This window comes from Tumebacillus algifaecis (genome assembly GCF_002243515.1).
In the GTDB taxonomy this organism is placed as follows: Bacteria; Bacillota; Bacilli; order Tumebacillales; family Tumebacillaceae; genus Tumebacillus_A; species Tumebacillus_A algifaecis.
Window position 1 is genome coordinate 4,335,001 of record NZ_CP022657.1, and the last position, 25,474, is coordinate 4,360,474.

Consider the following 25,474-nt stretch of genomic DNA (forward strand, 5'->3'; position numbering starts at 1 on the left):
TAGACGGCTGGCTCCTTGCGGTTACCTCACCGGCTTCGGGTGTTGCCAACTCCCATGGTGTGACGGGCGGTGTGTACAAGGCCCGGGAACGAATTCACCGCGGCATGCTGATCCGCGATTACTAGCAATTCCAGCTTCATGCAGGCGAGTTGCAGCCTGCAATCCGAACTGTGAGCGGCTTTTTGGGATTGGCTCCGCCTCGCGGCCTCGCAACCCTTTGTACCGCCCATTGTAGCACGTGTGTAGCCCAAGACATAAGGGGCATGATGATTTGACGTCATCCCCGCCTTCCTCCGGTTTGTCACCGGCAGTCAATTGTGAGTGCCCAACTGAATGATGGCAACACAATTTAGGGGTTGCGCTCGTTGCGGGACTTAACCCAACATCTCACGACACGAGCTGACGACAACCATGCACCACCTGTCACCGCTGCCCCGAAGGGAAGGTCTATCTCTAAACCGGTCAGCGGGATGTCAAGTCTTGGTAAGGTTCTTCGCGTTGCTTCGAATTAAACCACATGCTCCACTGCTTGTGCGGGCCCCCGTCAATTCCTTTGAGTTTCAGTCTTGCGACCGTACTCCCCAGGCGGAGTGCTTAATGCGTTAGCTTCGGCACTGAGGGTGGTACCCCCCAACACCTAGCACTCATCGTTTACGGCGTGGACTACCAGGGTATCTAATCCTGTTTGCTCCCCACGCTTTCGCGCCTCAGCGTCAGAAATCGGCCAGCAAGGCGCCTTCGCCACAGGTGTTCCTCCACATCTCTACGCATTTCACCGCTACACGTGGAATTCCCCTTGCCTCTCCGATCCTCAAGCCATCCCGTATCCAAGGCAGTCCCAAGGTTGAGCCTTGGGCTTTCACCCCGGACGCAGATGGCCGCCTGCGCGCGCTTTACGCCCAGTGATTCCGGACAACGCTTGCCCCCTACGTATTACCGCGGCTGCTGGCACGTAGTTAGCCGGGGCTTCCTCCTCTGTTACCGTCAGGGTGTGAGCATTCCCTTCTCACACTTGTTCTTCACAGAAGACAGAATTTTACAACCCGAAGGCCTTCATCATTCACGCGGCGTTGCTCCATCAGGCTTGCGCCCATTGTGGAAGATTCCCTACTGCTGCCTCCCGTAGGAGTCTGGGCCGTGTCTCAGTCCCAGTGTGGCCGATCACCCTCTCAGGTCGGCTACGCATCGTCGCCTTGGTGAGCCGTTACCTCACCAACTAGCTAATGCGCCGCGGGCTCATCCGACAGTGAAGCGAAAGCTTCTTTCTCGATCTCCTCATGCGAGGAAATCGCTTATCCGGTATTAGCACTCGTTTCCAAGCGTTATCCCAGTCTGTCGGGCAGATTGCCCACGTGTTACTCACCCGTCCGCCGCTAACCTTTGGGAGCAAGCTCCCTCCAGTCCGCTCGACTTGCATGTATTAGGCACGCCGCCAGCGTTCGTCCTGAGCCAGGATCAAACTCTCAATAAAAGTTGAAAAAGTTTGTATCTTGACTCGCATCAGATCTCTGTAACACTCGTTTAGTTTTCAAGGATCAATCGTGATACCAGCTCGTACCGAGCGGCAACGTTATCTAACTTAACACATGCAAACTCAAATGTCAACCACTACATCTCAATTTTCTTCAACCGCGTCTCTCGCGGCGACAAGAAACATCTTACCACGCCGGGCGCCACCCGACAATTTTCTCTGTCAAACAAACTGAAACAAAACAAGAGTACCGAACAAAAAAAAGCGCCGGGCATCTGCCCAGCGCTTTCTTTTCCTCACGAAATCATCTTACCCGCGCTTTTCGATCTGCCAACGCAGGAACCCGTCGATAAACGGGTCGAGTTCCCCGTCCATGACCGCGTTTACGTTGCCGATCTCCACGCTTGTGCGATGATCCTTCACCAGCGAATACGGATGGAACACATACGAACGAATCTGGCTGCCCCAAGCGATCTGACTTTGCTCACCGCGCAGTTCGGCCAACTCTTCCAGCTGCTTTTGACGCTCCAACTCGTACAGCTTGGCTGCCAGATACTTCATCGCAGAAGCACGGTTCTTTATCTGCGAGCGTTCCGACTGACAGGTCACGACCACACCCGTCGGGATGTGCGTGATCCGTACGGCCGAATCGGTAGTGTTGATGTGCTGACCGCCTGCGCCAGATGCCCGATACGTATCGATCTTCAGATCGACTTCCTTGATATCGACATCCACATCATCATCCAACTCCGGAATCACATCGACCGAAGAGAAAGAAGTATGTCGGCGCCCAGACGCATCGAACGGCGAGATGCGCACCAACCGATGCACACCCCGTTCCGCTTTTAGATACCCGTATGCGTTAAAGCCTTTGATCAAAAGTGTCACACTCTTGATCCCAGCTTCATCGCCTGGCAGATAGTCCAACGTTTCCACCTTAAACCCTTTGTCCTCTGCCCAACGTGTATACATCCGCATCATCATCAAAGCCCAGTCCTGCGACTCCGTGCCACCAGCTCCCGGATGCAATTCCAAAATGGCGTTGTTCTTGTCGTACGGCTCGCTGAGCAGAAGTTCGAGCTCGAACTTCTCCAGCTCGCCCTTCATCTTGCGGGCGCCCTTGTCACATTCGAGAAAGAGATCCTCATCCTTCTCTTCCTGTGCAAGATCCAACATGACTTCGAGGTCATCATACTCGCCCTGAAACTTCTCCATGCGATCAACGCTGCTTTTCAGCACATTATTCTCGCTGATCACCTTTTGCGCCGCCTCTTGATCGTCCCAAAAAGCGGGGGCCGACATCATCTCTTCCAGCTCACCGATGCGCTGTTTCTTCGCAGGGAGGTCAAAGAGACCTCCCGATGTCCGCCAAACGCTTGGCTGTATTTTGTAATTCTTGACGCAGTTCACCAAAAGTTTGAGCTGCCACTGCAACCACCCCTACTTACAACTATTTGTTGCGTTTTCCTTGCCCGTCTTCGCTCGTACCGATCTCCACCATTTGCAGACCCATCTTCGGATCGGCCGGAGCCGCTTGGTACGAACCGCCAACGTTCGATTTGAACAGATAGGTCACAACTTCCTCGCGAATATTGTGGATCATCTGTTCGAACATATCAAACCCTTCGAACTTATAATCCATCAACGGGTCGCGCTGACCGTATGCGCGCAGATGTATCCCTTGGCGCAACTGGTCCATCGCATCGATGTGGTCGATCCACTTCGTATCGACGGCGCGCAGCAAAATCACCTTTTCATACTCGCGCATGCCGTCGCCAAGCAACTGCTCACGCACCGCATATTCCTTATCGGACAGCTCGTGAAGCAGTTCGGAGATCTCCTCTTGCGTCGCGAACTTCTGCAGATCTTCCATGGTGATCACACCTTCGCGAACGATGCGACCCTCCAAATACTCATGCAGACCTTGCAGATCCCAATCCTCCGGCACGATGTCCTTCGCGCAGTACGTATCGACGATCGAATCGATCAACTGATTCAGCATGTCCTGCACCACATGCGAGCAGTCCGCGCTGTCCAAAATCTCACGGCGCTGTTTGTACATCACCACGCGCTGTTGGTTCATGACATCGTCATATTTCAACACGTGCTTCCGAATGTCAAAGTTGTTCCCTTCGACCTTCTTCTGCGCCGACTCGATCGCCTTGGAGACGATGCCCGCTTGGATCGGTTGATCCTCCTCCAGACCGAGTTTCTCCATGATGTTCATGATGTTCTCAGAACCAAACAGACGCATCAGGTCATCTTCCAGCGACAAGAAGAACTGCGTCGAGCCCGGGTCGCCTTGACGACCTGCGCGGCCGCGCAACTGGTTGTCGATCCGACGGCTCTCATGGCGTTCCGTGCCGATGATATGCAGACCGCCGAGCCCTTCCACACCTTCGCCGAGCACGATGTCCGTACCGCGGCCAGCCATGTTGGTCGCGATCGTCACCGCACCGCGCTGACCTGCAAGCGAAACGATTTCCGCCTCACGCTCATGCTGTTTTGCATTGAGCACCTGATGCGAAATGCCGCTTTGCTTCAGCAGATTGGAGAGATACTCGGATTTCTCAATCGACGTCGTGCCGACGAGCACCGGCTGCCCCTTTTCATGGCGTTCCACAATCTCAGCCACGACCGCGTTAAACTTCCCGCGGATATTTTTATAAATCACGTCCGACTTATCATCGCGCAGGTTCGGGCGGTTGGTCGGAATTGTAGTTACATCCATCCCGTAGATCGAGCGGAATTCCTCTTCCTCGGTCTTCGCCGTCCCGGTCATCCCCGACAGTTTGTTGTAGCCGCGGAAGTAGTTTTGCAGCGTGATCGTCGCGAGCGTTTTCGATTCATTCTGAATGCGCACGCCTTCCTTCGCTTCGATCGCCTGATGCAGACCTTCCGAATAGCGACGCCCTTGCATCAAACGGCCAGTGAATTCGTCAACGATGATGATCTCATCGCCCTGCACCACGTAATCCTTGTCGCGATGCATCGTCACATGCGCCTTCATCGCCTGCGTGATGTGATGGTTGACGAGCACGTTTTCCGGATCGAACAGGTTCGTGATGCGGAAATATTTCTCCGCCTTCTTCGAGCCCGTCTCCGTCAAAATAACCGACTTCGCCTTTTCATCATGTGTATAGTCCACCTCATTGCGCAGACCGGCCACAAAAATGTTCGCACGGAAATAAAGCTCCGTCGATTTCTCCGCCTGACCGGAAATGATCAGCGGGGTACGGGCTTCATCGATCAAAATCGAGTCAACTTCGTCGATGATGCAATAGTTCAGCGGACGCTGCACCATCTGATCGGCAGACAGGGCCATATTATCGCGCAGGAAGTCAAACCCGAACTCGTTGTTCGTCCCATACGTGATATCGGCCGCATAAGCACCTTGCTTTTGCCCATGCGAAAGCCCATTGATATTCAGACCGACCTCCAAGCCGAGGAAACGGTGCAACTGCCCCATCTCTTCTGCGTCACGGCGAGCCAGATAGTCGTTGACCGTAATGACATGGACACCTTGTCCTGACAGTGCGTTCAGATACGAAGGAAGTGTCGCCACCAGCGTCTTACCTTCCCCGGTGCGCATCTCTGCGATGCGTCCTTGGTGCAGCACGATCCCGCCCATCAACTGAACATCGTAATGACGTTTACCAAGCACGCGCTTTCCTGCTTCGCGAACGACAGCAAACGCCTCGGGCAACATATCATCAAGCGATTCCCCGCGGGTGAACCGCTCCTTAAACTCAAACGTCTTTCCGCGCAACTGATCGTCGCTCAGCTTTTCCAAATCCGGCTCAAGCAAGTTGATGCGCTGTACCAGTTTAGAGAGCTTCTTAATCTCTCTCTCATTGCTGTCCCCAACAATCTTTTTCAGGAGGCCCAACATACAAGGTTTCACTCCTCTCCAAATTAAGACACGATGTCTTAGTATAAAATTGTATCACTTTTTCGCCCACACCCACAACTATTAAATCCACTCACAAACATTATATGTATTGCAGGTGACCTTAAAATAGGCCACCCGTCCACCCTGATTCCACTTACGAAAGCTGCCTTCTTGACCTCGAGTCATCCTCCTGATCCCCGCGAATGACTCCAAACAAGAGCCCAAACAGCGCGACCGCCCACCAACCGTCGCCAACCCAACCGACCAAAATTACTGCCAGCACAGCAACGAGAAGTTCCAACACCCACGGATGGATATAATAAGCCTTCCGCACATTCCAGACCAGAACCTGCCCGACTTTCAAAGCCACAAAAAACACCAACACTTTCAGTACCCACAACACGACGCCCATCTGCTGTCACCTCCGTACCACATCCTATGCGAAGGTGCTTGGGCAGGTACCCATTCCGTTCATAAAATGACCATCGTTTTCGCTACTCCACCCACAAGCGCAACCCACCGCCGACGAGCGACTGCCCTCCCATCAGCACGGGAACCTTACAAGCAGCAACTGCAGACGTCAACTCCCTCAAAAAAGGGTCCCGCACTTCCTCCAGCAGGCCCAAATCCACAGCAAACCGCTCTTCCTCACCAACCCGCACGCCAAAATGCTCCAGCACCACCCGCGTATCAAACAGCACGCATTCAACTTGCTCAGCAAGCACAGCAAAAAACTGCTGCCAGCCTACAGCTTCCACCATCGCCCCCAGCAAGCTTCGCACCTCACCGCGCTCCACTCTGCCCAGCGCCTTCATACCTCGTTCCTCCGAAAACACCCGTAGTCGCACGCCAGCCCCTTGTCCAAACCGTTCCGCCTCGACCGGATGCACACGGCCGATCAAAGCGACATCCGGATATGGGCGAGCCAATACGGTCCGCACCGCCTGCACACGCCCCCACAAATTCCAATCGCTGACAACCTCACGCAAACGCGGACCGCATTCGGCCCGTGAAGCGGCAAGCACCGCATCGACAGGCGTATCCAAATCAAATCCAAACCCTAGCGAGCGCTGTAAATACTTCACGACCAGCCCGGCCTGCGATTCCAACGCAAAGCCAAACTGATTATCTGTGTGACAATCCCGTACCAAAAAAGCGGCCTGAGCCGGTTTCCACAAAATCAAATCTGGTGACAGCCGATTATTCTGCCAGACCTCGCCATCCGTGACCGAGTGTGCGGCCGCTTCCAACTCCTGTACCTGAAGCAGAGGTGCGGCGCATCCACCCATCACGGCCACGCCCTCCTCCGGTCGTGCATAAGTGCGTACTACATCCTGTACAACCTGCAGCCACACAAACTCCTCACAAGACGAGTCCCACTCGATGCACCCCAAACTCCTTGCCGAGTCCAAGACAACCGGATCATCCGAGACCAACACAACCCGAAAGTCCTTCCCCCAAACCACCTTCTCCACCAAATCCACCGCCGCCGCTCTCCGTGCCTCTCGCATCGCCCGTAGTATCCCCGATGCCCCACTTCCATATCCCCCAGCCAACACCACCACCAACATACAACCATCCCACCTTCGCCTTTTACTTCTACCACTCCATCTCACAGCACTGATCTACGAGGTATTCCAAAGGTTTTTCAACCCAGCCTGTCCATCCGATCAGAGTGAATTCAACCCTAGATAGGAGGACGCCTGCCGAGGAGCAAGTTTCACGCAACCCTCTCCGTAATCTGAACGGGAGAACGGTCTTGAACCCAACCTGTCCATCCGATCAGAGTAATTTCAGCCCTAAAGGGGAGGGCACCTGCCAAGGAGCGAGTTTCACGCTAGCCTCTCCTTGATCTATACGGGATAAAGGGTTTGCACCCAACCTGTCCATCCGATCAGAGTAATTTCAGCCCCAGAGGGGAGGACACCTTCCGAGGAGCGAGTTTGCGCGGTGGTCTTCCGCGCGATGTTTGAGCGAGTGGGAGATGTCCTCCGGCGGGCAGAGCGTGAGGGCAGATGGTGTATTGTGATAGATTAAGATAGGAGAGAGGAGGGCAGATACCCATCCAAGGAGCGAATTTCACACAAGCCTCTCCGTAATCTGCAAGGAAGAAAGGTTTTGAACCCAACCTGTTCATCCGATCAGAGTGATTTCAGCCCCAGAGGGGAGGACACCTCTCGAGGAGCGAGTTTGCGCGGTGGTCTTCCGCGCGATGTTTGAGCGAGCGGGAGGTGTCCCCCCGGTGGGCAGGGCAGAGGGCCAAAAGGGTAGTGCTGGGATGGAGATGAGATAGGAGGGGGGAGGGGATATCCTTTCAAGGAGCGAGTTTCACGCAAGCATTTCGCGTGACCCGAGCGGGAGAAAGGATGTCCGCTTCCCCCGGGGCACCCACCCAAACACACATCCCACTGACCCGTTTACTCTCACACATCCTCATGCACTCAACCACTTTCGCACTTCCCCAAACCGCCTACCACTCCTACACTCCTACACTCCCCCGCGCACCCCACCACTAACGCACTTCTCCAAACCGCCTACCACTCCTACACCTCCCCATGCACTCAACCCCAATCTCCCCCTAACTCCATCAAAAAAGCCAGCCCCCACCGGAGCTGGCTTATCACTCTATGCAAAAGTCGGTTCAATCAACCCGTACTGCCCATCTTTCCGCTTATACACCACATTCACTTCATCCGTCTCCGCGTTACTAAAGACAAAGAAGTCATGTCCGAGCAGATCCATCTGCATCACCGCTTCATCGACCGGCATGGGTTTTACCGCAAACTTCTTCACTCGAACCACGTCACCCAGGTCCGTCTCATCCTCTGTCAAAACGTGCACAGCGCTTTCGCCATGCTCCTTAAACAGAGAACTGACCCCTTCCTGCCGCAGTCGTTTATTCAACTTCGCCTTATGCTTCTCGATCTGCTTTTCCAGCTTGTCGGAAACTGTATCGATCGAAGCATACATATCGCCCGACTTCTCTTCGGCGCGAAGTACAAAACCATTGATCGGCATAGTCACTTCCACCGTATGGTAGTCTCTCACCACAGACAGCGTGACATGCACGGAAAATTCGGTTGGAGCATGAAAGTACTTTTCCAGACGCCCGATCTTCTTATCTACATATTGACGCAGCGCCTCAGTTACCTCTAGATGGTTCCCTCGTACTTGGATCTTCATGTTGAACTCCTCCCTTCGATACATAATAGTATTCCACCCCTCCCCACAGTACTCCTGCCAAATCACACAAGAATTACACCAAAACCCCACCAAATTCACAATTTTTACACAAAAAAGAAACCCCCGGACAGGTTGTCCGAGGGCTCTATGCGATTACAGTCTGACAACGTTAGCGGCCTGTTGCCCGCGGTTTCCTTCGACAATGTCAAACTCGACTAATTCGCCTTCGTTGAGGGACTTGAACCCTTCGCCGGTAATCGCGGAGAAGTGAACAAACACATCTTCTCCACCTTCGTATTCGATGAAGCCGTACCCCTTTTCACTGTTGAACCACTTTACTCTACCTTGCATGACTTTCCATTCCTCCTACGTTGAGACCCTGGTTAACCTCACGAAAAAGGGTCAATAAAGTAACGGTCTGCGCTGTGTGAGGTTGCATCTTATCATGGGCTCAAAACGGTACCAATATACACATCCGATCAATTCGGACAAAACTTTACAAAAAACGCCTTCAAAACTCTCGACAGATTCTATTGTATCTGATGGTTTCCCATCTCGTATACAAGTAATAAAAACACAAACAATACGTATTTTTGTGCATTAAAAATCTCCTGAATCATTTCCTCACTACTTCGCGTCTAACCAAGCAGATAGACACAAGCAGGAGGTGGAACGCGTGAACTGCTCACAAGTCCAAGAGGCGATCTGGTGCGGCGATCTCCAGCCGGACGCCCATTTGCATCTTGCGACCTGCGCAGCCTGTCGCGAGGAGCTCCAGCGCGTGCATCAGCTCAATGAAGAGATCGAACATGTCACGATTCCGCCACCCACGCGCTCCTTGATTCCGGCGCGTGAAGAGATCGAACATGTGGTGAAGCAAAACAAAAAAAACCGCTTTTCCAACTGGTTGACGATCGGCACCATCGCGGCCGCCATCTTGCTCGCCATCAAGACGGGCGATGTGCGCCAGACCCCGGTAGCCGACCTCAGCATGACCAGCACCGACAGTCATCTGAGCGATCGACATATCCCGGCCTCGCGATCACTTGCCGTCAGCCATCGACCCTTCCAAGCAGAAGGCACTGCCATCATCGACCCTGACAGCAATCCGTCCTTCCGAGAAGAAGCGGAGAGCATTCGTACCTACCTCAACCAACACTTCGATCAGAGCAGTCTGCGCACGCTCACCATCGAAACATACACTCGCGACACCATCGAAGGCGACACCCAGACGGGGCGCCTCACACTTTGGGTGCAGAACCAACCGGGCCAGGTTTCTGTCTACGGCAAGGGAGACCGTCCCTTCCGCACCCAGCAATACATCGAACTGCAAAAGATTCAGGGGTTGTGGACGGTGACTGCCACCTCGGACATCCCGTTCGATTACACCCTACACCGACAAAAAAACTATCGCGTCGCCTTCCCCTCCACTTGGCAGGCGGTGCCAAATCTGTCGGTCGAGGGTGCCCTCAGCTTTGAACAGGACGGTAAAATCCTCGGCGGCATTACGCCAACCCCGCTCCGCCCAGGCGAAGAAAACCCGGTCAAAGCGGTGCAGCTCCCCGCCCTGACCAACGTCATTCAATCGGGTCTTGAATCCTACCGCACCGAAGACACCGTCAAATACCTGCTCAAGCGGGCGGCGACGGCAGCCGATTCGATCCAGACACCGCTCGAAGTCCACACCTACTTTCTGCGTGGCACGATCGCCTACGATGTCTGGCTCTACAATGACCAAGAGCTCATTTCCCCCGAGACCGCCCTCGCCATCACCCACTCCTTCCAAACCTCGCCATAAAAAACGCCTTCTGCCACAACTAAGTGGCAGAAGGCGTTTCCTTTTACGACACTTCAAACATCACATTTCCGCGCAGCAATTCCTCGTACTGATCTGCCGGAATCGGGCGAGAAAACAGAAAACCTTGCATCTCATCGCACCTGTGGTCGCGAAGATAGACAAACTGCTCTTCCGTCTCCACCCCTTCGGCGATCACTTTCATCTGCAAGCTTTGCGCCAGATGGATCACCGTCGTCACGATCGCCGCATTGTACGGATCGCCGATCAACTCCCGCACAAACGATTGATCGATCTTAAGCGTCGAGACCGGAAAATGTTTGAGATAATTGAGCGACGAATAGCCTGTACCAAAATCATCGATCGAAATCTGCACACCCATCTTGCTCAATTCATCCAAAGTCCTGATCGTATATTCAACATCGTGCATCGTCAAGCTCTCTGTGATCTCCAACTCCAAGAAACTCGGATGCAGACCCGTTTCGCGCAGTTCCTTGGCGATGCTCTCCACCAATCCCTGACGCAAAAACTGACGCGGGGAGAGGTTGACCGCGACCGTCATCATCGGATAGCCCGCATCCTGCCATGCCTTATTTTGGTGCAGCGCGGTCCGCAGTACCCAATCCCCGATCGGCACGATCAGCCCCGTCTCCTCAGCAATCGGAATAAACGCGCCCGGTGGCACCAATCCCAACTCCGGATGATTCCAACGCAAAAGCGCCTCCATCCCGATGATCTGCCCGGACTGCATGTTGATTCGCGGCTGGTAATACAGCACGAACTCCTCACGCTCCAACGCGTGACGCAGCCCGTTTTCCAATTGTAGCCGCTCGATGCCTTTCATGTTCATCGCTGGAGCGTAGAGCGAATAATGGTTGCTCCCCTTATCCTTGACTCGGAACAAGGCGGTCTCCGCATTTTTGATCAACACTTGCGAATCGTCCCCGTCCTGCGGGAACAAAGCAATTCCGATCGAAGCGGTCGCATGGAGCTCATAATCATGAATTTTATACGGCTTTTCCAATCGCGCCAGCACCTGCTCCGCGATCGCCTCAATCTCTGCTGGCTCCTCAAAGTTCGGAATCAGCATCACAAACTCATCCCCACTCATCCGCGCGACAACACCCGTCTCACCTGCACAACGCGACAAACGGGTCGCCACCGCTTTCAACAGCTTATCTCCACGCGCATGACCGAGCGTGTCGTTAAGGATCTTGAAGCGGTCCAGATCGAGGAAAAACACGGCTAGCTTCTGCCCGGACTCTCGCGCCTGCTCCAACACCTCGTGCAAATGTTGCGAGAACAGCGCCCGGTTCGGCAAGCCGGTCAGTGTATCATGAAGCGCCATGTGGTGAATGATTTCCTGCGTGCGCTTGCGCTCCGAAATATCGCGAATCGCCGTCACCCGCACTTCACGCCCCTGATACATACAGCTCGTCCCGACCAACTCAGCCGAAAATTTCGTCCCGTCCTTGCGCTGGGCAACGATTTCCAGCATCGAGTTGCTCATCGAATATAAATTTTCAATCAAGTGATCCCGCGATTCGGATGCTGCCAGCAAGAAAGCGGACATCCCTGTCATTTCCGCTTCAGATTCATAACCAAACATCGAACACAGCGTCTGGTTGATCTCCAAAATCTTGCCCTGATCGGACAGCACAATCCCTTCAAATGTCGCATTGGACAGTTTGCGGAACCGATCTTCGCTCTCGGAGATCTCCTCTTGATGCAACATCATCCGAAACCGCTCGACCCGTTGGTGAAAAATTACCCAATAGGTCGTATTAAACGGAATGAAGACGATCAGCAAAAACGCCATCATACTCCAGCGCGCTTTTGCCACTTTCTTCTCCCACATCGTCGCATCAAAATCGACACCGAGCACCGCATCCTGCCGTCCCGTGCTGTCAAAGATCGGCACAAATGCCGAAATCGTCGAGCCCCAGTCTTGCAGAATCAATCCCTCGCGAAACGTCGATTTCATCTCTGTAGTCTCATTCAAATCGGGCAGCTCGTATGGATACAACGTCCCCAGCGGATATCCAACCTCCTGCTCGCCCTCAATCTTCCCGTCGTGATTTACATCGCTCGGCGGTGAAATCACGTATACATGCCGTCCCTGACTGATCTCCCGCAGCGTGTAGATCGCCGAGATGTCCGGATTGATGTCCAGCCATTTTTCCAGCGTCTGCTTGGCAGTCAAGTATTTCTCATCTGACATCGACGTAGATAGCTGAATGTTTTCATGCCCCAATTTCCCCAGCTCATACGCAAACGTCGGCGCGATGCCATCGACCAGCATCTTATTCCTGTCCAGTTCTTTCTTCCCCGCATCATCCACAACAAACCAGCCGATGATCAGCAGTGTGCAGATGACGGTCCCTGCGAGGTAGGGCATAAAGCCCATCGAAAACTTTTTCCCCGCCACTACCTTGCCGCGCAGTTTCTCCGAAACTAAATATCGGTGCATGACAAATTCAAGTCCCGATACGAAGCAGAGAATGACTGCGGCAAAGCAGATATAGTCAAGATTTTGACGCAACACGTCATTCATCGTGGTATCCATCGTTCCCCCCGTTGGAATAAACCGACTCTACTACCACTTTAACATAGTCCGACCGAATTTGACAAAGAATTTAACCATTCTGAACCACACTTTTTAGCCCACTTGGAGCACATACTTCTCCAACAGCATCGGCGTCACCGCACCTTCCACCGCTGCGGCGACCAAAAGCAGCGCCAGCACCACCCATGCCGACTTCACAACTTCCAGCCAGACAAAGCCGAAGCTCTCCAGCCGCTTCTTCCCCTTCAGCGGCACGAGCAACACAGTACCGAGCTTGATCCCCAATGCGGCCGCGAACACGATGGCCGGCAGTTCAAAGATTCCGTGCGGCAACAGCCCATAGACGAGCAGATCCCACGCGCTCGCCGTCCCTTGCCCGTCAAGCTGGGCGAACAGCACCCCAATCACCATGCCGTTTGTAAACAACGCCAGCACCGTCGGGATGGCTAGCAGACAGCCGAACAACACCATCATGGCGCTCGCCGTCAAATTATTGAAAAAAATCACCTGGGACGTATACCAGACACTGTCTGCCGCCTGCGTCTTTTCGGCAATCGTGGCCAACTTTTCCAGCGTCGGCTTGACGACAGCCATCAGCTGTTCACTGTACAAGGCACCAATCACCCCGCCGAACACAAACACTGCCGCAGCCGCTGCGATATAGCCAAGGTTGCGCTTGATCACCGTGCCGCTTCCGCCTACCGTGCTCCACATGAGCATCACTCCTCCTTCTTTGCCTCGTGTATAATCGGACGGGCTTTGCCATAGAGTAAACAAGACATAATCGCACAAGCTTTGCTGATCCATGGAGGTGCATACACATTGCGTAAACGTCAAGATCGGACATTCCGCCAGTTGAAGAAAATGGGCATCTTGCTCATGACCGTACTTTTATTCATGTTCTGTCTGTACAGTCAAGCGGACCTCGGCACGCAAGCAGTTTTCCGCGGTGAGAGCATCCAGCCTGTCACCAAAACAGACAAGCCTGCTCCGACACCGCAAGGCGCGATCTACAAGGTCCAAACGGAAAAAAAAGTGGTCGCCCTGACCTTCGACATCTCGTGGGGCGAAAAAGCGCCGGGCCCGATCCTCGACATCTTGGAGAAAAAAGGGGTCAAAAAAGCGACCTTCTTCCTCTCCGGGCCGTGGACGACCACTCATGCGGACATCGCCAAGCGCATCAAGACGATGGGCTTTGAAATCGGCAACCATGGTCACCGTCACGACGACTTCCCGAAATATAACAACCAATGGATCACCGAACAAGTCGGCAAATCGGAACAGGCGATCTTTGAAACGACAGGCGTCAAAACCAAGCTGATCCGCACGCCCAACGGGGCTTTTGACAAACGGGTCGTCCAACATCTCAACTCGATGGGCTACACCGTCGTGCAATGGCACACCGATTCGCTCGATTGGATGCGTCCCGGACCGGACAAAATCGTCGAGCGCGTCGTGAGCAGAGCGGTACCCGGTGACATCATTCTGATGCATGCGAGCGACTCCGCCTTGCAGACGATCGATGCTCTGCCCCGCATCATCGACAACCTGCGCAAAAAAGGGTTCGAGTTCATGACCGTCTCCGAACTGATCGCAGGTGCCGGCGTCAACTCGAAACAGGAATAATAGCTAAAAAACAGGCCCTCACCGAGTCGGTGAGGGCTGTTTCAACAGCCGGGTATACATGAGTAATAGATACACATTACAACCGAGTAAGATGATGCCGATCTGCGTCATCTGTAGCACCTCGCCCGATTTCAGCGCCAGGAACCATTCCAATGCCGTGAAGCAATACAGAAAGAACATGGACGGGATAAAGGAGCGCATGCCAGAGATCCGGCCTTTGAAATAGGACACGACGGCTGCTACAAGGAGCGGCCATACCGCATACCCGATAAACGGCAGAAGGCTACCTTCGCCTTGGCCCGTCCACAGATAGCGGAAATAGACCAAGTCAAACAGGACAAGCGCGATTAGCAACACCTGAATCGTCACCCAAAAACGGAACGAGATAAAATTGCGCATCGTAAAATTCAGCGTCAGATACGCCCAAAACCCCATCAGCGTCGTTGCGGAAAGAAAACCTCCCGTGATCATCCCCCAGACCAATCGAATCTCGCCAAACCATCCGGTCAGCGTCGTGATCAGACCAAGGAGTACGCCGATCAGGGCAGTCGAAAGGAACAGAGTAAAAAACTTGCGTAAGTTCATAAAGCCCCTCCTGCCTGTGAACAACTTCCCCTATCATAACATAACGCTTGCAAGGTGGAAATTGGCGAACCTTCCCTTCGTATACGTTTGTCACACAGACAACAAACTAAGCACATCAACCACAACGAAAGGATGTGACACGAGGTGAAAATGCCTTGGAAAATCGGCGCTGTCTCGGTCGCAATCATACTTGCATTTGTCATCAGCGGCGGCTGCGGTTTACAACAAAAAGCGGGTGGGGGTGGTGGCGCGCAGGAGACGGATGCCAAGGCCCAATACAACGAAACTAAGCAGATGGTGCTCGACATCTTGCACACCAAAGAGGGCATGGACACCCTAAAAGACATCGTGCGCGACCCGCAGTTCAAGCGATCGCTGGCCATCAATGAAACGGACGTGCAAGTGGCGATGTTAAAAGCGCTGACCGACGGTACGGCACACGCCACGTTGGAAGAGCAGATGCGCAATCCTAAATTTGCAACCGCACTGGCCAAGTCTTTTAAGAAGGACAACGAAAAAGTGCTGAAAGACCTGTTAAAAGACCCCGAGTATCAGGAGATGATGCTCAGCCTGCTCAAATCTCCTGATTTCTCACAGAGTTTATATGACCTGATGAAAACGCCCGAGTACCGCAAGCAAACGATGGCGATCATGACCCAATCTTTGCAAAATCCGGAGTTTAAGCTCCTCTACCTCGATCTTTTGAAACAGGCGATTCGCGAAGGCACGACCGAACTCACCCCAAATGAAAAACAAAAGGCTGGCGTGCAAAGCGAGGGCGGTGAGAAGAAGAAGAAAGAAAAGAAAGAGTCGAAGAAAAAAGAGAAAAGCGAAGGGGATAGCGGGAACGAAGAGGACAGCGGCGGCGGTGAAGGCGGCTCCGAAAAAGAACAAGGGGGCGGCGGCGAAAGCGGAGGAAGCTAATCAACCTGTCCCGCAACGAATCACGCTCTCCATAAAGCAGCCAGACTTCTGGTCACTAAACAGCAAAGACCACCGGGCGCTCAGCAGCCCAGTGGTCATTTTTATGCTTGGGTATACGGTTCTGTCATCGCTTGATCGAGCACTTTGCGACCGATCGTCTTCGCAAGTTTCGCATATGCCTCGCCTTGCGGAGTATCGGCATCATAGATTCCGTCGCCCGTTTCATTGGCAGCCCCGATCGGAATCTGCACGAGCACATCGGTCTTCAACTCCAGCGCCAGTCGCTCGCCGCCGCCTTTGCCAAAGATGTAGTGCTTCTGACCGCCCGCTTCGAAGAAGGACATGTTCTCGATGACGCCGAGGATCTCATGGTTGGTCTGAAGCGCCATCGTGCCGACGCGTGCCGCCACTTCGGTCGCATTAAACTGCGGCGTAGTGACGATGAGCTCCTTGCTCTTCGGCAGCATCTGATGGACATCAAGCGCCATGTCACCAGTTCCTGGCGGCATGTCCAACAGCATGATGTCCAGATCGCCCCAATGCACTTCGGCAAAGAAGTTGCGCATCATCTTGCCAAGCATCGGACCGCGCCAGATCACAGGACGGTTGTCCGGCACAAAGAAGTGCATCGAGATCACCTTGACGCCTTCTGCTACAACGGGCAGCAACAAGTTGTCGATCAGCGTCGGCTTTTGATCGCGAATCCCGAAGATACCCGGGATCGAAAATCCATAGATATCCGCATCGATGATCCCAACACGGTACCCCATGCGCACCAGTGCCACAGCCAAGTTCGCGGTGACGGTCGATTTGCCGACACCGCCCTTACCGGAAGCGACGGCGATGAACTGCGTCTTCGTGTTCGGGTCGAGCAACGGCGGTGTAGCCTGTTCTGGCTGACCTCCGCGCAGTACCTCGCGGAACTTCGCACGCTCCTCGTCTGTCATCGTGCCCAAGGTGAGATCGAACGATTTCAATCCTTCGACCGTGCCCAGTGCGGCCCGAACATCCGCATCGATTTTGTTGCGCAGCGGGCAGCCTGCGATGGTCAGCACCACTTCGATTTTGGCATGATCGCCGTCGATCTCCACGTTGCGAACCATGCCCAGCTCGACAATACTTTTATGTACTTCAGGGTCTTGCACCGGACGCAACGCGTCCAGAATCGCCTGTTTTGTCAGCATCCTTGCCACCTCCATCATATCCACAGAACCTAGTATACCATATCAGGCATTAGTGGGTTTCAATACGACCGGGTTCTTTGAGCAACATCTTGACCTGATGTTCCTGCCCGTCTTCTTTCCATTTTACCGTATAGTTGCGAAGTTCCTTGGTCAAAAGTTGATAATGCACACCCGTCCCTGGGCTGAGCGTGATCGGCTTATGTGCGGGCGTGATCTTGTCGCCTGCGGTCAGCCCCAGCGCAGTCAGCTCCTGTCCGCTCTTCTCCTCGTACACGCGCACTTCTTCGGCATCGGCCTGACCCTCATTGGCGAAAACGAGGTACGGGTAGACCGACTTTTCGCTCTCCAGCACCAGTTCAGCTTTGGCTGCGGTCGTTTCCTTGCTCGGCTCTGCTTGTGGAGCACATCCATACAGCATCATACACACACATACGACGGTGATCCATTTCTTCCACACAGTTTGCGCCTCCTGCTGCGACTTGTTCGCGATCATTTCTCCGAGTAGTACGCCAGCAGACCCTTGTAGATACTAAGGGCCAACTTTTTCTGATAGTTCTTCTCCTGCATCAACAGCGCTTCATCCGGATTGGACAAAAAACCGAGTTCAACAAGGGCTCCCGGTTTGCCCGCATGCTTGAGCAGGAAGAGGTCCTCGCGCTTTTTTACGCCGCGGTCTGCATCAATCGTCTCCCGGAGCGCCTCCTGAACCTTTTCGGCGAGCACTTTGCTGTCTTCAAACTCCGTATCGAAGAGCGTCTGGGCACCGGTCCATTTGTCGGACGGGATCGAATTGCAGTGCAGTGAGATAAAGACGGTCGCATCCGATTCGCGGATGATGCGAGCCCGCTCCTTTAAGTCTTGACTTTTTCGGCGGCTATATCCCTTCGTATTCGGATCGGCCAGATCCAAATCCTCCTCGCGGATCATGAGGACATGTGCACCTGCCTGCTGCAAATAGTCCCGTAAAAACATCGCCACCTGCAGTGCAATCTCCTTCTCCAGCACGCCAGATTCGCTGACAGCGCCTGGGTCCACTCCCCCATGCCCCGCATCGAGCACGATCACCTGCCCATTGAGCGGCAGGTTCCATGACAAAGAAGAAGGCTCGGTCAGCCACTGTAAGGTTCCTGTATACAGCCCAAACGAAGCGATCAAAAACAAAGCCACGTAGACGCCAAATCGCCATACTGGCATCTTACCTCGTTTCCACATCCGCAACTCCTCCTTCCAGAAGAAGAATATGCGGACAGGCACAAAAAAAGAAGGACACCCAAATAGGTATCCTTCTTTTGCAAGCTGTTTCGGTCCAACAATTAACGTTTGGAGAATTGCGGAGCGCGACGAGCAGCTTTAAGGCCGTATTTCTTACGCTCTTTCATACGCGGGTCACGAGTCAGGAAGCCTGCTTTTTTCAGAGAACCACGCAGTTCCGGATCAGCTTTGAGCAGCGCACGGGAGATCCCGTGACGGATTGCGCCAGCTTGGCCGGAGAAGCCGCCACCCTTAACGTTGCAGATCACATCATACTTGCCGATGGTCTCAGTCAGGTTGCCCGGCTGTTTCACGATCAGCTTCAGGGTTTCCAAACCGCCGAAGAATTCGTCCATGGTACGTTTGTTGATGATCACGTTGCCTTCACCCGGTACGAGACGTACGCGAGCTACGGAATGTTTACGACGACCAGTGCCCCAGTATTGAACTTGTGCCATAGTGTGCTAACCTCCCTCTTACTTCGATTCCCACGGAATCGGGTTTTGTGCAGCATGCCCATGCTCAGTACCTGCGTATACGCGCAGCTTGGTCAGCTGTTTCGCGCCCAGAGAGTTATGCGGCAGCATACCCTTGATTGCGTAGGTCAGCACGCGCTCCGGTTTGGTAGCCAGCATTTGACCTGCAGTGGTTTGCTTGAGGCCACCCGGATACAGGGAGTGACGATAGTAGATTTTGTTTTGCAGTTTCTTGCCAGTGAAGACAACCTTCTCAGCGTTGATGATGATCACGAAATCACCAGTGTCGATATGCGGGGTGAATTCCGGTTTATGTTTACCGCGAAGGATAGAAGCAACTTCTGTTGCCAGACGGCCTACGGTTTTACCTTCAGCGTCGATGATGTACCATTTGCGTTCCACGGCGCCAGGTTTCGCCATGTATGTTGTACGCATAGTTATTCCCTCCTGAAACTTGTTGTATTTTAAAAGCCGGGGCTAGTGGGATTAGCAAGGGCTGTAAAATACCAATGTCAATTCTACTTTGGACGGGCCAAAATGTCAAGACTAATCAGTCGTACAGAACTTGCCACATCGTTAAGCCGTGTGCCGGAGCGGTCACTCCAGCTCTTTTTCGGTCGCGCGCAAGCAGAATGTCCGGGAGTTCACCCGGTTCGATCTTGCCGCGGCCAACGTCGAGTAACGTGCCGACGATGATCCGCACCATGTTGTAAAGAAAACCTTCGCCGCGACAGGTCACCGTCAGCAGGTGCCCCTCCTCTCGAAGGTCAACCGCGTACAACGTGCGCACTTTGTCTTCAACCGGCGTGTTGGCAGCACAGAAACTGGTGAAATCATGACGACCCACGAGATGAGTTGCCGCTTCGATCATCCGCTCGACGCAAATCGGGTAGGGATAGTGATAGGCGTATTTGCGCGTAAACACGTCGGAGAAAGCGCTTCTGTCCATCTGGTAGCGATACACCTTCCCCTGTGCCGAAAAACGCGCATGCCAGTCCTCAGACACCTCTTCGGCGTCCTGAACGACTAAGTCGCCTGGTAGCTTCACGTTGCACACGATCGGCCACTTCTCCACCGGAACGCGCGAAGATGTGTGGAAATTGACCACTTGCGCGCGCGCATGCACTCCAGCATCGGTTCGCCCCGAGCCGATGATCGAAACCGGGTGTCCGACCACCTCTTCCAGACGCGCCTGCAGCGCCCCCTGCACCGTGCGCAGGTTCGGCTGGATCTGAAAGCCGTGAAAATCGGTCCCGTCATACGAGATCGTCAGTTTGATATTCCGCATAGTCCCTCCGCTCACACCGTTCGTTAATCAAAAACGAGGTTTGCAGTTGTAGCAAACCTCGCAGAGAACATTATACGAGTTCGAGGTACACCATCGGTGCCCCGTCGCCGCGGCGCGGTCCGATCTTCATGATGCGGGTGTAGCCGCCTTGACGCTCAGCAAAACGCGGAGCGATCTCGGAGAACAGCTTTTGTACCACGTCTTGGTTGGTGGTAGCATCTGCGATTTCCGGAAGAACGAACGATGCGACTTGACGGCGAGCGTGCAGGTCGCCACGCTTAGCCAGCGTGATCAGCTTTTCAGCCACCGAGCGGAGTTCTTTCGCTTTCGCTTCGGTCGTTTGGATGCGCTCGTAGATAAACAGGTCAGTTACCTGGCTCCGGAACAATGCTTTACGGTTACCGGAACGACGGTTCAGCTTTCTGTATGCCACGTTGTTTCCCTCCTCCTCAACAATTTCACATGTTGCTTTGAGATGCGATTAGTCTTCGTTACGAAGGCCAAGGCCGAGTTCAGCCAGCTTTTCCTGGACTTCCTCCAGCGACTTGCGACCGAGGTTACGGACTTTCATCATCTCTTCTTCTGTTTTCGAACAAAGTTCTTGAACCGTGTTGATACCAGCACGCTTCAAGCAATTGTAGGAGCGAACGGAAAGTTCCAGTTCTTCGATCGTCATCTCAAGAACTTTCTCTTTCTTATCGTCTTCCTTCTCGATCATGATCTCCGTATCGCGAACTTTATCGGTCAGGCCTACAAACAACATCAGGTGCTCCGTTAAGATCTTTGCACCCAGACTCACCGCTTCGTCAGGTCGAATGCTTCCGTCCGTCCAGACCTCGAGGGTCAGCTTGTCGTAGTTGGTTACCTGTCCGACGCGAGTATTCTCTACGGAGTAGTTCACGCGTTCAATCGGCGTATAGATGGAGTCGATCGGGATGACGCCAATCTCCATGTCTTCTTTCTTGTTACGGTCGGCCGGAACATAGCCGCGTCCACGGTTCGCCGTAATCTCCATGAAGAGTTTTCCGCCATCGGCCAAAGTGGCAATATGCAGGTCCGGGTTGAGCACGTCAACGTCGGAATCCACACGAATATCGCCGGCGGTGACCGCACCCGGTCCCTCCGCGTCGATCGTCAGCGTTTTTTCCTCGTCGGAATGGATTTTGAGCGAAAGCCGTTTGAGATTCAAGATGATCTCTGTTGTATCTTCGACGACGCCAGGAATGGTGGAGAACTCATGAAGCACCCCTTCAATCTTCACGCTGGTCGCAGCAGCGCCAGGTAACGAAGAGAGGAGGATACGACGCAGAGAGTTCCCCAGTGTGGTGCCATAACCGCGTTCCAGCGGTTCCACCACAAACTTCCCGTACGTGCCACTTTCGTTGATCTCAACAGTCTCGATTCTCGGCTTTTCAATTTCAATCATTCACGTAACCCTCCTTCTCGACAACTCGAACATTCCGGTGAGACTTGCGCAGCTGAGGGTGATAGTCTGCCGAGTACACTCAAATCTTAGCGAGAGTAAAGTTCGACGATCATTTGCTCTGCAACTGGAACGTCGATTTCGTCACGAGACGGAACGCGAACGATGCGCGCAGACTTGGTGTTCAGGTCTCTCTCGAGCCACGCGATCACCGATTTGGATTCAGCAGCTTCCAAGAGTTCCTTCACGCGCGGAACTTCTTGAGCTTTATCGGAAAACGCAATCACATCGCCCGGCTTGGTCAGGTAAGACGGGATATCGACACGTTTGCCATTCACAAGGATATGGCCGTGCTTCACGATTTGGCGAGCTTCCGGACGGGAAGCTGCGAAACCGGAACGAAACACAACGTTATCCAAGCGGCTTTCCAGAATTTGCAACAGGGTCTCACCTGTGATCCCCTTGCGGCGGCTAGCTTCTTCGTAGTAACCACGGAATTGCTTTTCAAGGACGCCGTAAACGCGACGAGCTTTTTGCTTCTCGCGCAGCTGGGTACCGTATTCGGATACCTTCTTACGAGCCTGGCCGTGTTGGCCCGGAGCGTAAGCGCGGCGGTCGATCGCACACTTGTCGGTGTAGCAGCGTTCGCCTTTCAGATACAGTTTAACGCCTTCGCGGCGGCACAGACGGCAAACAGAACCGGTGTATCTTGCCATTCTAGTATTGACACCTCCTGTTAGAATCATACTCTTCTTGCTATATATTCCCCTGTGTCCACTTAGACACAGAAGAGAAGCGCCACTGTTATACGCGGCGGCGCTTCGGCGGACGGCAACCGTTGTGCGGGATCGGAGTGACGTCTTTGATCATCGAAACTTCGAGACCAGCAGCTTGCAGGGAGCGAATCGCAGCTTCGCGACCAGCGCCTGGGCCTTTTACGAATACTTCGCAAGACTTCATGCCGTGTTCCATCGCGACTTTCGCAGCAGACTCAGCAGCCAATTGAGCTGCGAACGGGGTGGACTTACGGGAGCCTTTGAAGCCTTGGCCGCCGGCAGTAGCCCAGGAGATCGCGTTGCCTTGCAGGTCGGTGATGGTAACGATCGTGTTGTTGAAAGTCGACTTGATGTGAGCTACGCCGACTTCAATGTTTTTACGGTCACGACGTTTGGTACGGGTGGTAGCACCTTTACCGCGTCCTTTAACTTTTGCCATGTGTCAGTTTCCCCCCTTACTATTTTTTCTTGCCTGCTACAGTGCGGCGAGGACCTTTACGGGTACGAGCGTTGGTCTTCGTGCGTTGACCGCGAACCGGAAGGCCGCGGCGGTGACGGATACCACGGTAGGAACCGATCTCGATCAGGCGCTTAATGTTCAAAGCGATGTCGCGACGGAGGTCACCTTCAACCTTGATGTTCTTGTCGATAAATTCACGGATACGGTTGATCTCATCTTCAGTCAGATCCTTAACGCGAGCGTCTTTGTTGACGTCGGTTGCTTCGAGGACCTTGTTCGAAGTTTTACGGCCGATCCCAAAGATGTAGGTCAAGCTGATTTCCACGCGCTTGTCGCGCGGGATATCGATACCAGCAATACGTGCCATGTGCGTGTACACCTCCCAAGTGATTCATTGAACTGCTTCGTTTATAGGAAACAACAGCGCGCAGTTCCCAACGTTCCTGCAGAGCGGAACGGGGCAGCCGCTCTACGCTCTGTTGAAACTTAACCTTGTTTTTGCTTGTGCTTCGGGTTTTCGCAAATGACCATAACAGCGCCTTTGCGACGAATGATCTTGCACTTTTCGCAAATCGGCTTAACAGAAGGACGTACCTTCATTGCGATTACCTCCAATCGTCAGTCCTTATTTGTAGCGGTAGGTAATCCGGCCACGCGTCAAATCGTACGGAGACAATTCAACGGTTACACGGTCCCCCGGTAGAATCCGGATATAGTGCATTCGAATCTTTCCAGATACATGTGCGAGCACTTTGTGTCCGTTTTCCAATTCCACTCGAAACATTGCGTTCGGGAGAGGTTCAATAACTCTACCTTCCACTTCGATTACATCATCTTTCGCCACTGAGGTCACTTCCTCTCTTCGCTTCTTCATAAATGTGCTCTAACGACCGTTTGAATCGATTCAGGCTACAACGCAACAAAGCATTTTGCACCTGACCCTGTTGTTCGAGTTTCATCGCCACCGCTTCATCGATATGAGCGAGGAGCTGTACATGTGCGATGTTTTTGTGCTTAGGAGCGTCGCTTTTGCGCTTCGCACCATCGGCCAGCAAAACGAACTTGGGGCCATGAATCCCTACGATTACGCAATAGTTTCCTGCTTCTTTGCCCTGGGTCACCAAGACGATCTGCCCGAGATGGGGACGCGTCGGATGAGGCATCCTATTCACCTTACGCTTTCGTCAAGATGTCCGGTCCGTCAGGAGTAACTGCCACTGTATGCTCAAAGTGAGCGGCCAGCGAGCCGTCAGCCGTCACGACTGTCCAGTCATCCTGGAGTGTCTTTGTGTGAAAGCTGCCAACGTTGACCATCGGCTCGATCGCCAGCGTCATGCCGGTTTTAAGTCGTGGTCCACGTCCGGGCGGGCCGTAGTTAGGGATAGACGGGTCTTCATGCATTTGTCGCCCAATGCCGTGGCCAACGAATTCACGTACGACCGAGAACCCGTGCGATTCCACATACGTTTGCACCGCGTGACCGATATCGGAAAGACGGTTCCCATCCTTGGCTTGTTCCAAGCCTTTAAACAGAGCTGCTTCCGTTACCTCGAGCAACTTTTGAGCCGTCTCACTGATAGGGCCGACCGCGTACGTCCAGGCGGAGTCGCCGTGGAAGCCGTGGATGTTCGCACCGATGTCAATGGAGATGATGTCGCCCTCTTGGAGCTCCTGGTCACCCGGGATTCCGTGGACGATCACTTCATTGACTGATGCACAGATAGAAGCTGGATACCCGTGGTACCCCTTGAAGGAAGGAAGCGCACCTTGCTTGCGGATAAAATCATCAGCAATCTGGTCAAGTTCCTTCGTGGTGATCCCCGGATGAACTGCTTTTTGCAGCTCTTTGTGTGTCAACGCAACGATCCGTCCTGCCTCACGCATCAAATCCAGCTCTACATTGGACTTACTGACGATCATTCCACACCTCGTAGAATGGAAGAGATTTGCTTGTAGACCTCATCGATTGCTCGTTCGCCATCGATAGTTTTCAGCAGACCCTTGGCTTCGTAGTAAGCCAAAATTGGTTCGGATTGCTTGATGTTTACATCCAAGCGGGTTGCTACCGTTTCCTCAGTATCATCCGAGCGCTGGTAGAGTTCGCCATCGCACTTGTCGCATTTGCCTTCCGTTGCCGGAGGGTTAAAGATGACATGGTACGTAGCGCCGCAGGATTTGCAAATCCGACGACCGGTTAAACGCGCTAAGAGGTTTTCACGAGCAACGGTCAAGTTAATGACTGAGTCGATCTCGCGACCAAGGTCCACAAGCATTGCGTCAAGCGCTTCTGCTTGGGCCAGTGTCCGCGGAAAACCATCGAGGAGAAATCCTTTTTCGCAGTCCGGCTTTTGGAATCGTTCACGCACAATCCCGATGGTGACTTCGTCTGGTACGAGGAGCCCCTGATCCATGAAAGACTTCGCCTGAAGCCCAAGGGGAGTCTCTTCTGCTATCGCCGCCCGGAACATGTCACCGGTAGAGATGTGCGGAATCCCGAACTCGGAGACGATGCGTTCTGCCTGCGTGCCTTTACCTGCACCGGGCAATCCCATAAAGATGACTTGCATCCATCAT

The 25,474-nt window shown here is 53.6% G+C and carries 28 protein-coding genes and 1 rRNA gene (1 of these 29 cut by a window edge); 3 read left to right on the forward strand and 26 right to left on the reverse strand.

Annotation, left to right across the window (positions count from 1 at the left end; translation table 11 throughout):
* From CIG75_RS19490 to CIG75_RS19520, 7 genes are all read right to left on the reverse strand, one after another.
* Positions 1–1,471, reverse strand: a 16S ribosomal RNA gene (locus CIG75_RS19490) (it extends 74 nt beyond the left edge of the window).
* A gap of 309 nt (positions 1,472–1,780) precedes the next feature.
* Positions 1,781–2,900, reverse strand: a protein-coding gene (gene prfB, locus CIG75_RS19495; protein ID WP_157729660.1) for a peptide chain release factor 2 whose coding sequence is annotated in 2 segments (ribosomal slippage) — positions 1,781–2,818 and positions 2,820–2,900 — 1,119 coding nt in all. Because the reading frame shifts where the segments join, the coding sequence is not laid out codon by codon here.
* A gap of 21 nt (positions 2,901–2,921) precedes the next feature.
* A complete protein-coding gene (secA, locus tag CIG75_RS19500; protein ID WP_094238111.1) occupies positions 2,922–5,363 on the reverse strand; it encodes a preprotein translocase subunit SecA in 2,442 nt (813 codons plus the stop codon).
* 154 nt (positions 5,364–5,517) lie between these two features.
* Complete coding sequence (locus tag CIG75_RS19505) at positions 5,518–5,775, reverse strand: hypothetical protein (protein ID WP_094238112.1); 258 nt, start codon at positions 5,773–5,775, stop codon at positions 5,518–5,520.
* Positions 5,776–5,857: 82 nt separating this feature from the next.
* On the reverse strand, positions 5,858–6,934 hold the full coding sequence (locus CIG75_RS19510; protein ID WP_094238113.1) for a hypothetical protein: 1,077 nt from the start codon (positions 6,932–6,934) through the stop codon (positions 5,858–5,860).
* Positions 6,935–7,988: 1,054 nt separating this feature from the next.
* A complete protein-coding gene (gene hpf / locus CIG75_RS19515; RefSeq protein WP_094238114.1) occupies positions 7,989–8,546 on the reverse strand; it encodes a ribosome hibernation-promoting factor, HPF/YfiA family in 558 nt (185 codons plus the stop codon).
* A 153-nt stretch (positions 8,547–8,699) separates the two neighbouring features.
* On the reverse strand, positions 8,700–8,897 hold the full coding sequence (locus tag CIG75_RS19520) for a cold shock domain-containing protein (protein WP_094238115.1): 198 nt from the start codon (positions 8,895–8,897) through the stop codon (positions 8,700–8,702).
* Between the two features lie 325 nt (positions 8,898–9,222).
* On the opposite strand from CIG75_RS19520, the gene CIG75_RS19525 reads away from it, so the two are divergent.
* On the forward strand, positions 9,223–10,344 hold the full coding sequence (locus CIG75_RS19525; protein ID WP_094238116.1) for a hypothetical protein: 1,122 nt from the start codon (positions 9,223–9,225) through the stop codon (positions 10,342–10,344).
* A gap of 43 nt (positions 10,345–10,387) precedes the next feature.
* On the opposite strand, the gene CIG75_RS19530 is transcribed toward CIG75_RS19525, so the two are convergent.
* Entirely contained in the window at positions 10,388–12,907 is a 2,520-nt protein-coding gene (locus CIG75_RS19530; protein ID WP_094238117.1) for a putative bifunctional diguanylate cyclase/phosphodiesterase, read from the reverse strand.
* 93 nt (positions 12,908–13,000) lie between these two features.
* Positions 13,001–13,621, reverse strand: a complete 621-nt coding sequence (locus CIG75_RS19535; protein WP_157729661.1) for a stage II sporulation protein M — start codon at positions 13,619–13,621, stop codon at positions 13,001–13,003.
* 150 nt (positions 13,622–13,771) lie between these two features.
* Between CIG75_RS19535 and CIG75_RS19540 the strand changes: the two genes are divergently transcribed.
* On the forward strand, positions 13,772–14,533 hold the full coding sequence (locus CIG75_RS19540; protein ID WP_407701299.1) for a polysaccharide deacetylase family protein: 762 nt from the start codon (positions 13,772–13,774) through the stop codon (positions 14,531–14,533).
* Positions 14,534–14,551: 18 nt separating this feature from the next.
* Here the strand turns inward: CIG75_RS19540 and CIG75_RS19545 are convergent, their stop codons facing one another.
* The gene (locus tag CIG75_RS19545; protein ID WP_094238119.1) at positions 14,552–15,118 is read right to left on the reverse strand and encodes a KinB-signaling pathway activation protein; all 567 of its coding nucleotides are present in this window, start codon (positions 15,116–15,118) and stop codon (positions 14,552–14,554) included.
* Positions 15,119–15,268: 150 nt separating this feature from the next.
* On the opposite strand from CIG75_RS19545, the gene gerD reads away from it, so the two are divergent.
* Positions 15,269–16,042 (forward strand): spore germination lipoprotein GerD, encoded by a 774-nt coding sequence (gerD, locus tag CIG75_RS19550; RefSeq protein ID WP_227874449.1) that lies wholly within the window; start codon positions 15,269–15,271, stop codon positions 16,040–16,042.
* Between the two features lie 101 nt (positions 16,043–16,143).
* Here the strand turns inward: gerD and CIG75_RS19555 are convergent, their stop codons facing one another.
* The 16 genes from CIG75_RS19555 to CIG75_RS19630 form a co-directional block, all read right to left on the reverse strand.
* Positions 16,144–17,226, reverse strand: coding sequence for an Mrp/NBP35 family ATP-binding protein (locus CIG75_RS19555; RefSeq protein WP_094238121.1), 1,083 nt, complete (start codon positions 17,224–17,226; stop codon positions 16,144–16,146).
* Between the two features lie 49 nt (positions 17,227–17,275).
* Positions 17,276–17,683, reverse strand: coding sequence for a hypothetical protein (locus CIG75_RS19560; RefSeq protein WP_157729662.1), 408 nt, complete (start codon positions 17,681–17,683; stop codon positions 17,276–17,278).
* A gap of 32 nt (positions 17,684–17,715) precedes the next feature.
* Positions 17,716–18,438 (reverse strand): N-acetylmuramoyl-L-alanine amidase CwlD, encoded by a 723-nt coding sequence (cwlD, locus tag CIG75_RS19565; protein ID WP_094238123.1) that lies wholly within the window; start codon positions 18,436–18,438, stop codon positions 17,716–17,718.
* Between the two features lie 101 nt (positions 18,439–18,539).
* Positions 18,540–18,935 (reverse strand): 30S ribosomal protein S9, encoded by a 396-nt coding sequence (gene rpsI / locus CIG75_RS19570; RefSeq protein WP_094238124.1) that lies wholly within the window; start codon positions 18,933–18,935, stop codon positions 18,540–18,542.
* Between the two features lie 18 nt (positions 18,936–18,953).
* On the reverse strand, positions 18,954–19,388 hold the full coding sequence (gene rplM / locus CIG75_RS19575; RefSeq protein WP_094238125.1) for a 50S ribosomal protein L13: 435 nt from the start codon (positions 19,386–19,388) through the stop codon (positions 18,954–18,956).
* 115 nt (positions 19,389–19,503) lie between these two features.
* Positions 19,504–20,241 (reverse strand): tRNA pseudouridine(38-40) synthase TruA, encoded by a 738-nt coding sequence (truA, locus tag CIG75_RS19580; RefSeq protein ID WP_094238126.1) that lies wholly within the window; start codon positions 20,239–20,241, stop codon positions 19,504–19,506.
* 70 nt (positions 20,242–20,311) lie between these two features.
* Positions 20,312–20,674 (reverse strand): 50S ribosomal protein L17, encoded by a 363-nt coding sequence (gene rplQ / locus CIG75_RS19585; RefSeq protein ID WP_094238127.1) that lies wholly within the window; start codon positions 20,672–20,674, stop codon positions 20,312–20,314.
* A gap of 48 nt (positions 20,675–20,722) precedes the next feature.
* Positions 20,723–21,667: a DNA-directed RNA polymerase subunit alpha gene (locus CIG75_RS19590; RefSeq protein ID WP_094238128.1), complete on the reverse strand. Its 945-nt coding sequence runs from the start codon at positions 21,665–21,667 to the stop codon at positions 20,723–20,725.
* A gap of 86 nt (positions 21,668–21,753) precedes the next feature.
* The gene (rpsD, locus tag CIG75_RS19595) at positions 21,754–22,380 is read right to left on the reverse strand and encodes a 30S ribosomal protein S4 (RefSeq protein ID WP_094238129.1); all 627 of its coding nucleotides are present in this window, start codon (positions 22,378–22,380) and stop codon (positions 21,754–21,756) included.
* An 88-nt stretch (positions 22,381–22,468) separates the two neighbouring features.
* The gene (rpsK, locus tag CIG75_RS19600) at positions 22,469–22,879 is read right to left on the reverse strand and encodes a 30S ribosomal protein S11 (protein WP_094238130.1); all 411 of its coding nucleotides are present in this window, start codon (positions 22,877–22,879) and stop codon (positions 22,469–22,471) included.
* Positions 22,880–22,898: 19 nt separating this feature from the next.
* Positions 22,899–23,267 (reverse strand): 30S ribosomal protein S13, encoded by a 369-nt coding sequence (gene rpsM / locus CIG75_RS19605; RefSeq protein ID WP_094238131.1) that lies wholly within the window; start codon positions 23,265–23,267, stop codon positions 22,899–22,901.
* Positions 23,268–23,386: 119 nt separating this feature from the next.
* On the reverse strand, positions 23,387–23,500 hold the full coding sequence (gene rpmJ, locus CIG75_RS19610; protein WP_018131305.1) for a 50S ribosomal protein L36: 114 nt from the start codon (positions 23,498–23,500) through the stop codon (positions 23,387–23,389).
* Positions 23,501–23,525: 25 nt separating this feature from the next.
* Positions 23,526–23,744 (reverse strand): translation initiation factor IF-1, encoded by a 219-nt coding sequence (gene infA / locus CIG75_RS19615; RefSeq protein ID WP_087456472.1) that lies wholly within the window; start codon positions 23,742–23,744, stop codon positions 23,526–23,528.
* Positions 23,731–24,063 (reverse strand): KOW domain-containing RNA-binding protein, encoded by a 333-nt coding sequence (locus tag CIG75_RS19620; RefSeq protein WP_193791326.1) that lies wholly within the window; start codon positions 24,061–24,063, stop codon positions 23,731–23,733. The genes infA and CIG75_RS19620 overlap by 14 nt, the downstream gene beginning before the upstream one ends.
* A 10-nt stretch (positions 24,064–24,073) precedes the next feature.
* Positions 24,074–24,820, reverse strand: coding sequence for a type I methionyl aminopeptidase (gene map / locus CIG75_RS19625; RefSeq protein ID WP_094238132.1), 747 nt, complete (start codon positions 24,818–24,820; stop codon positions 24,074–24,076).
* A complete protein-coding gene (locus CIG75_RS19630; RefSeq protein ID WP_094238133.1) occupies positions 24,817–25,467 on the reverse strand; it encodes an adenylate kinase in 651 nt (216 codons plus the stop codon). Before CIG75_RS19630 ends, map begins: the two co-directional genes overlap by 4 nt.
* Between the last annotated feature and the right edge of the window lie 7 nt (positions 25,468–25,474).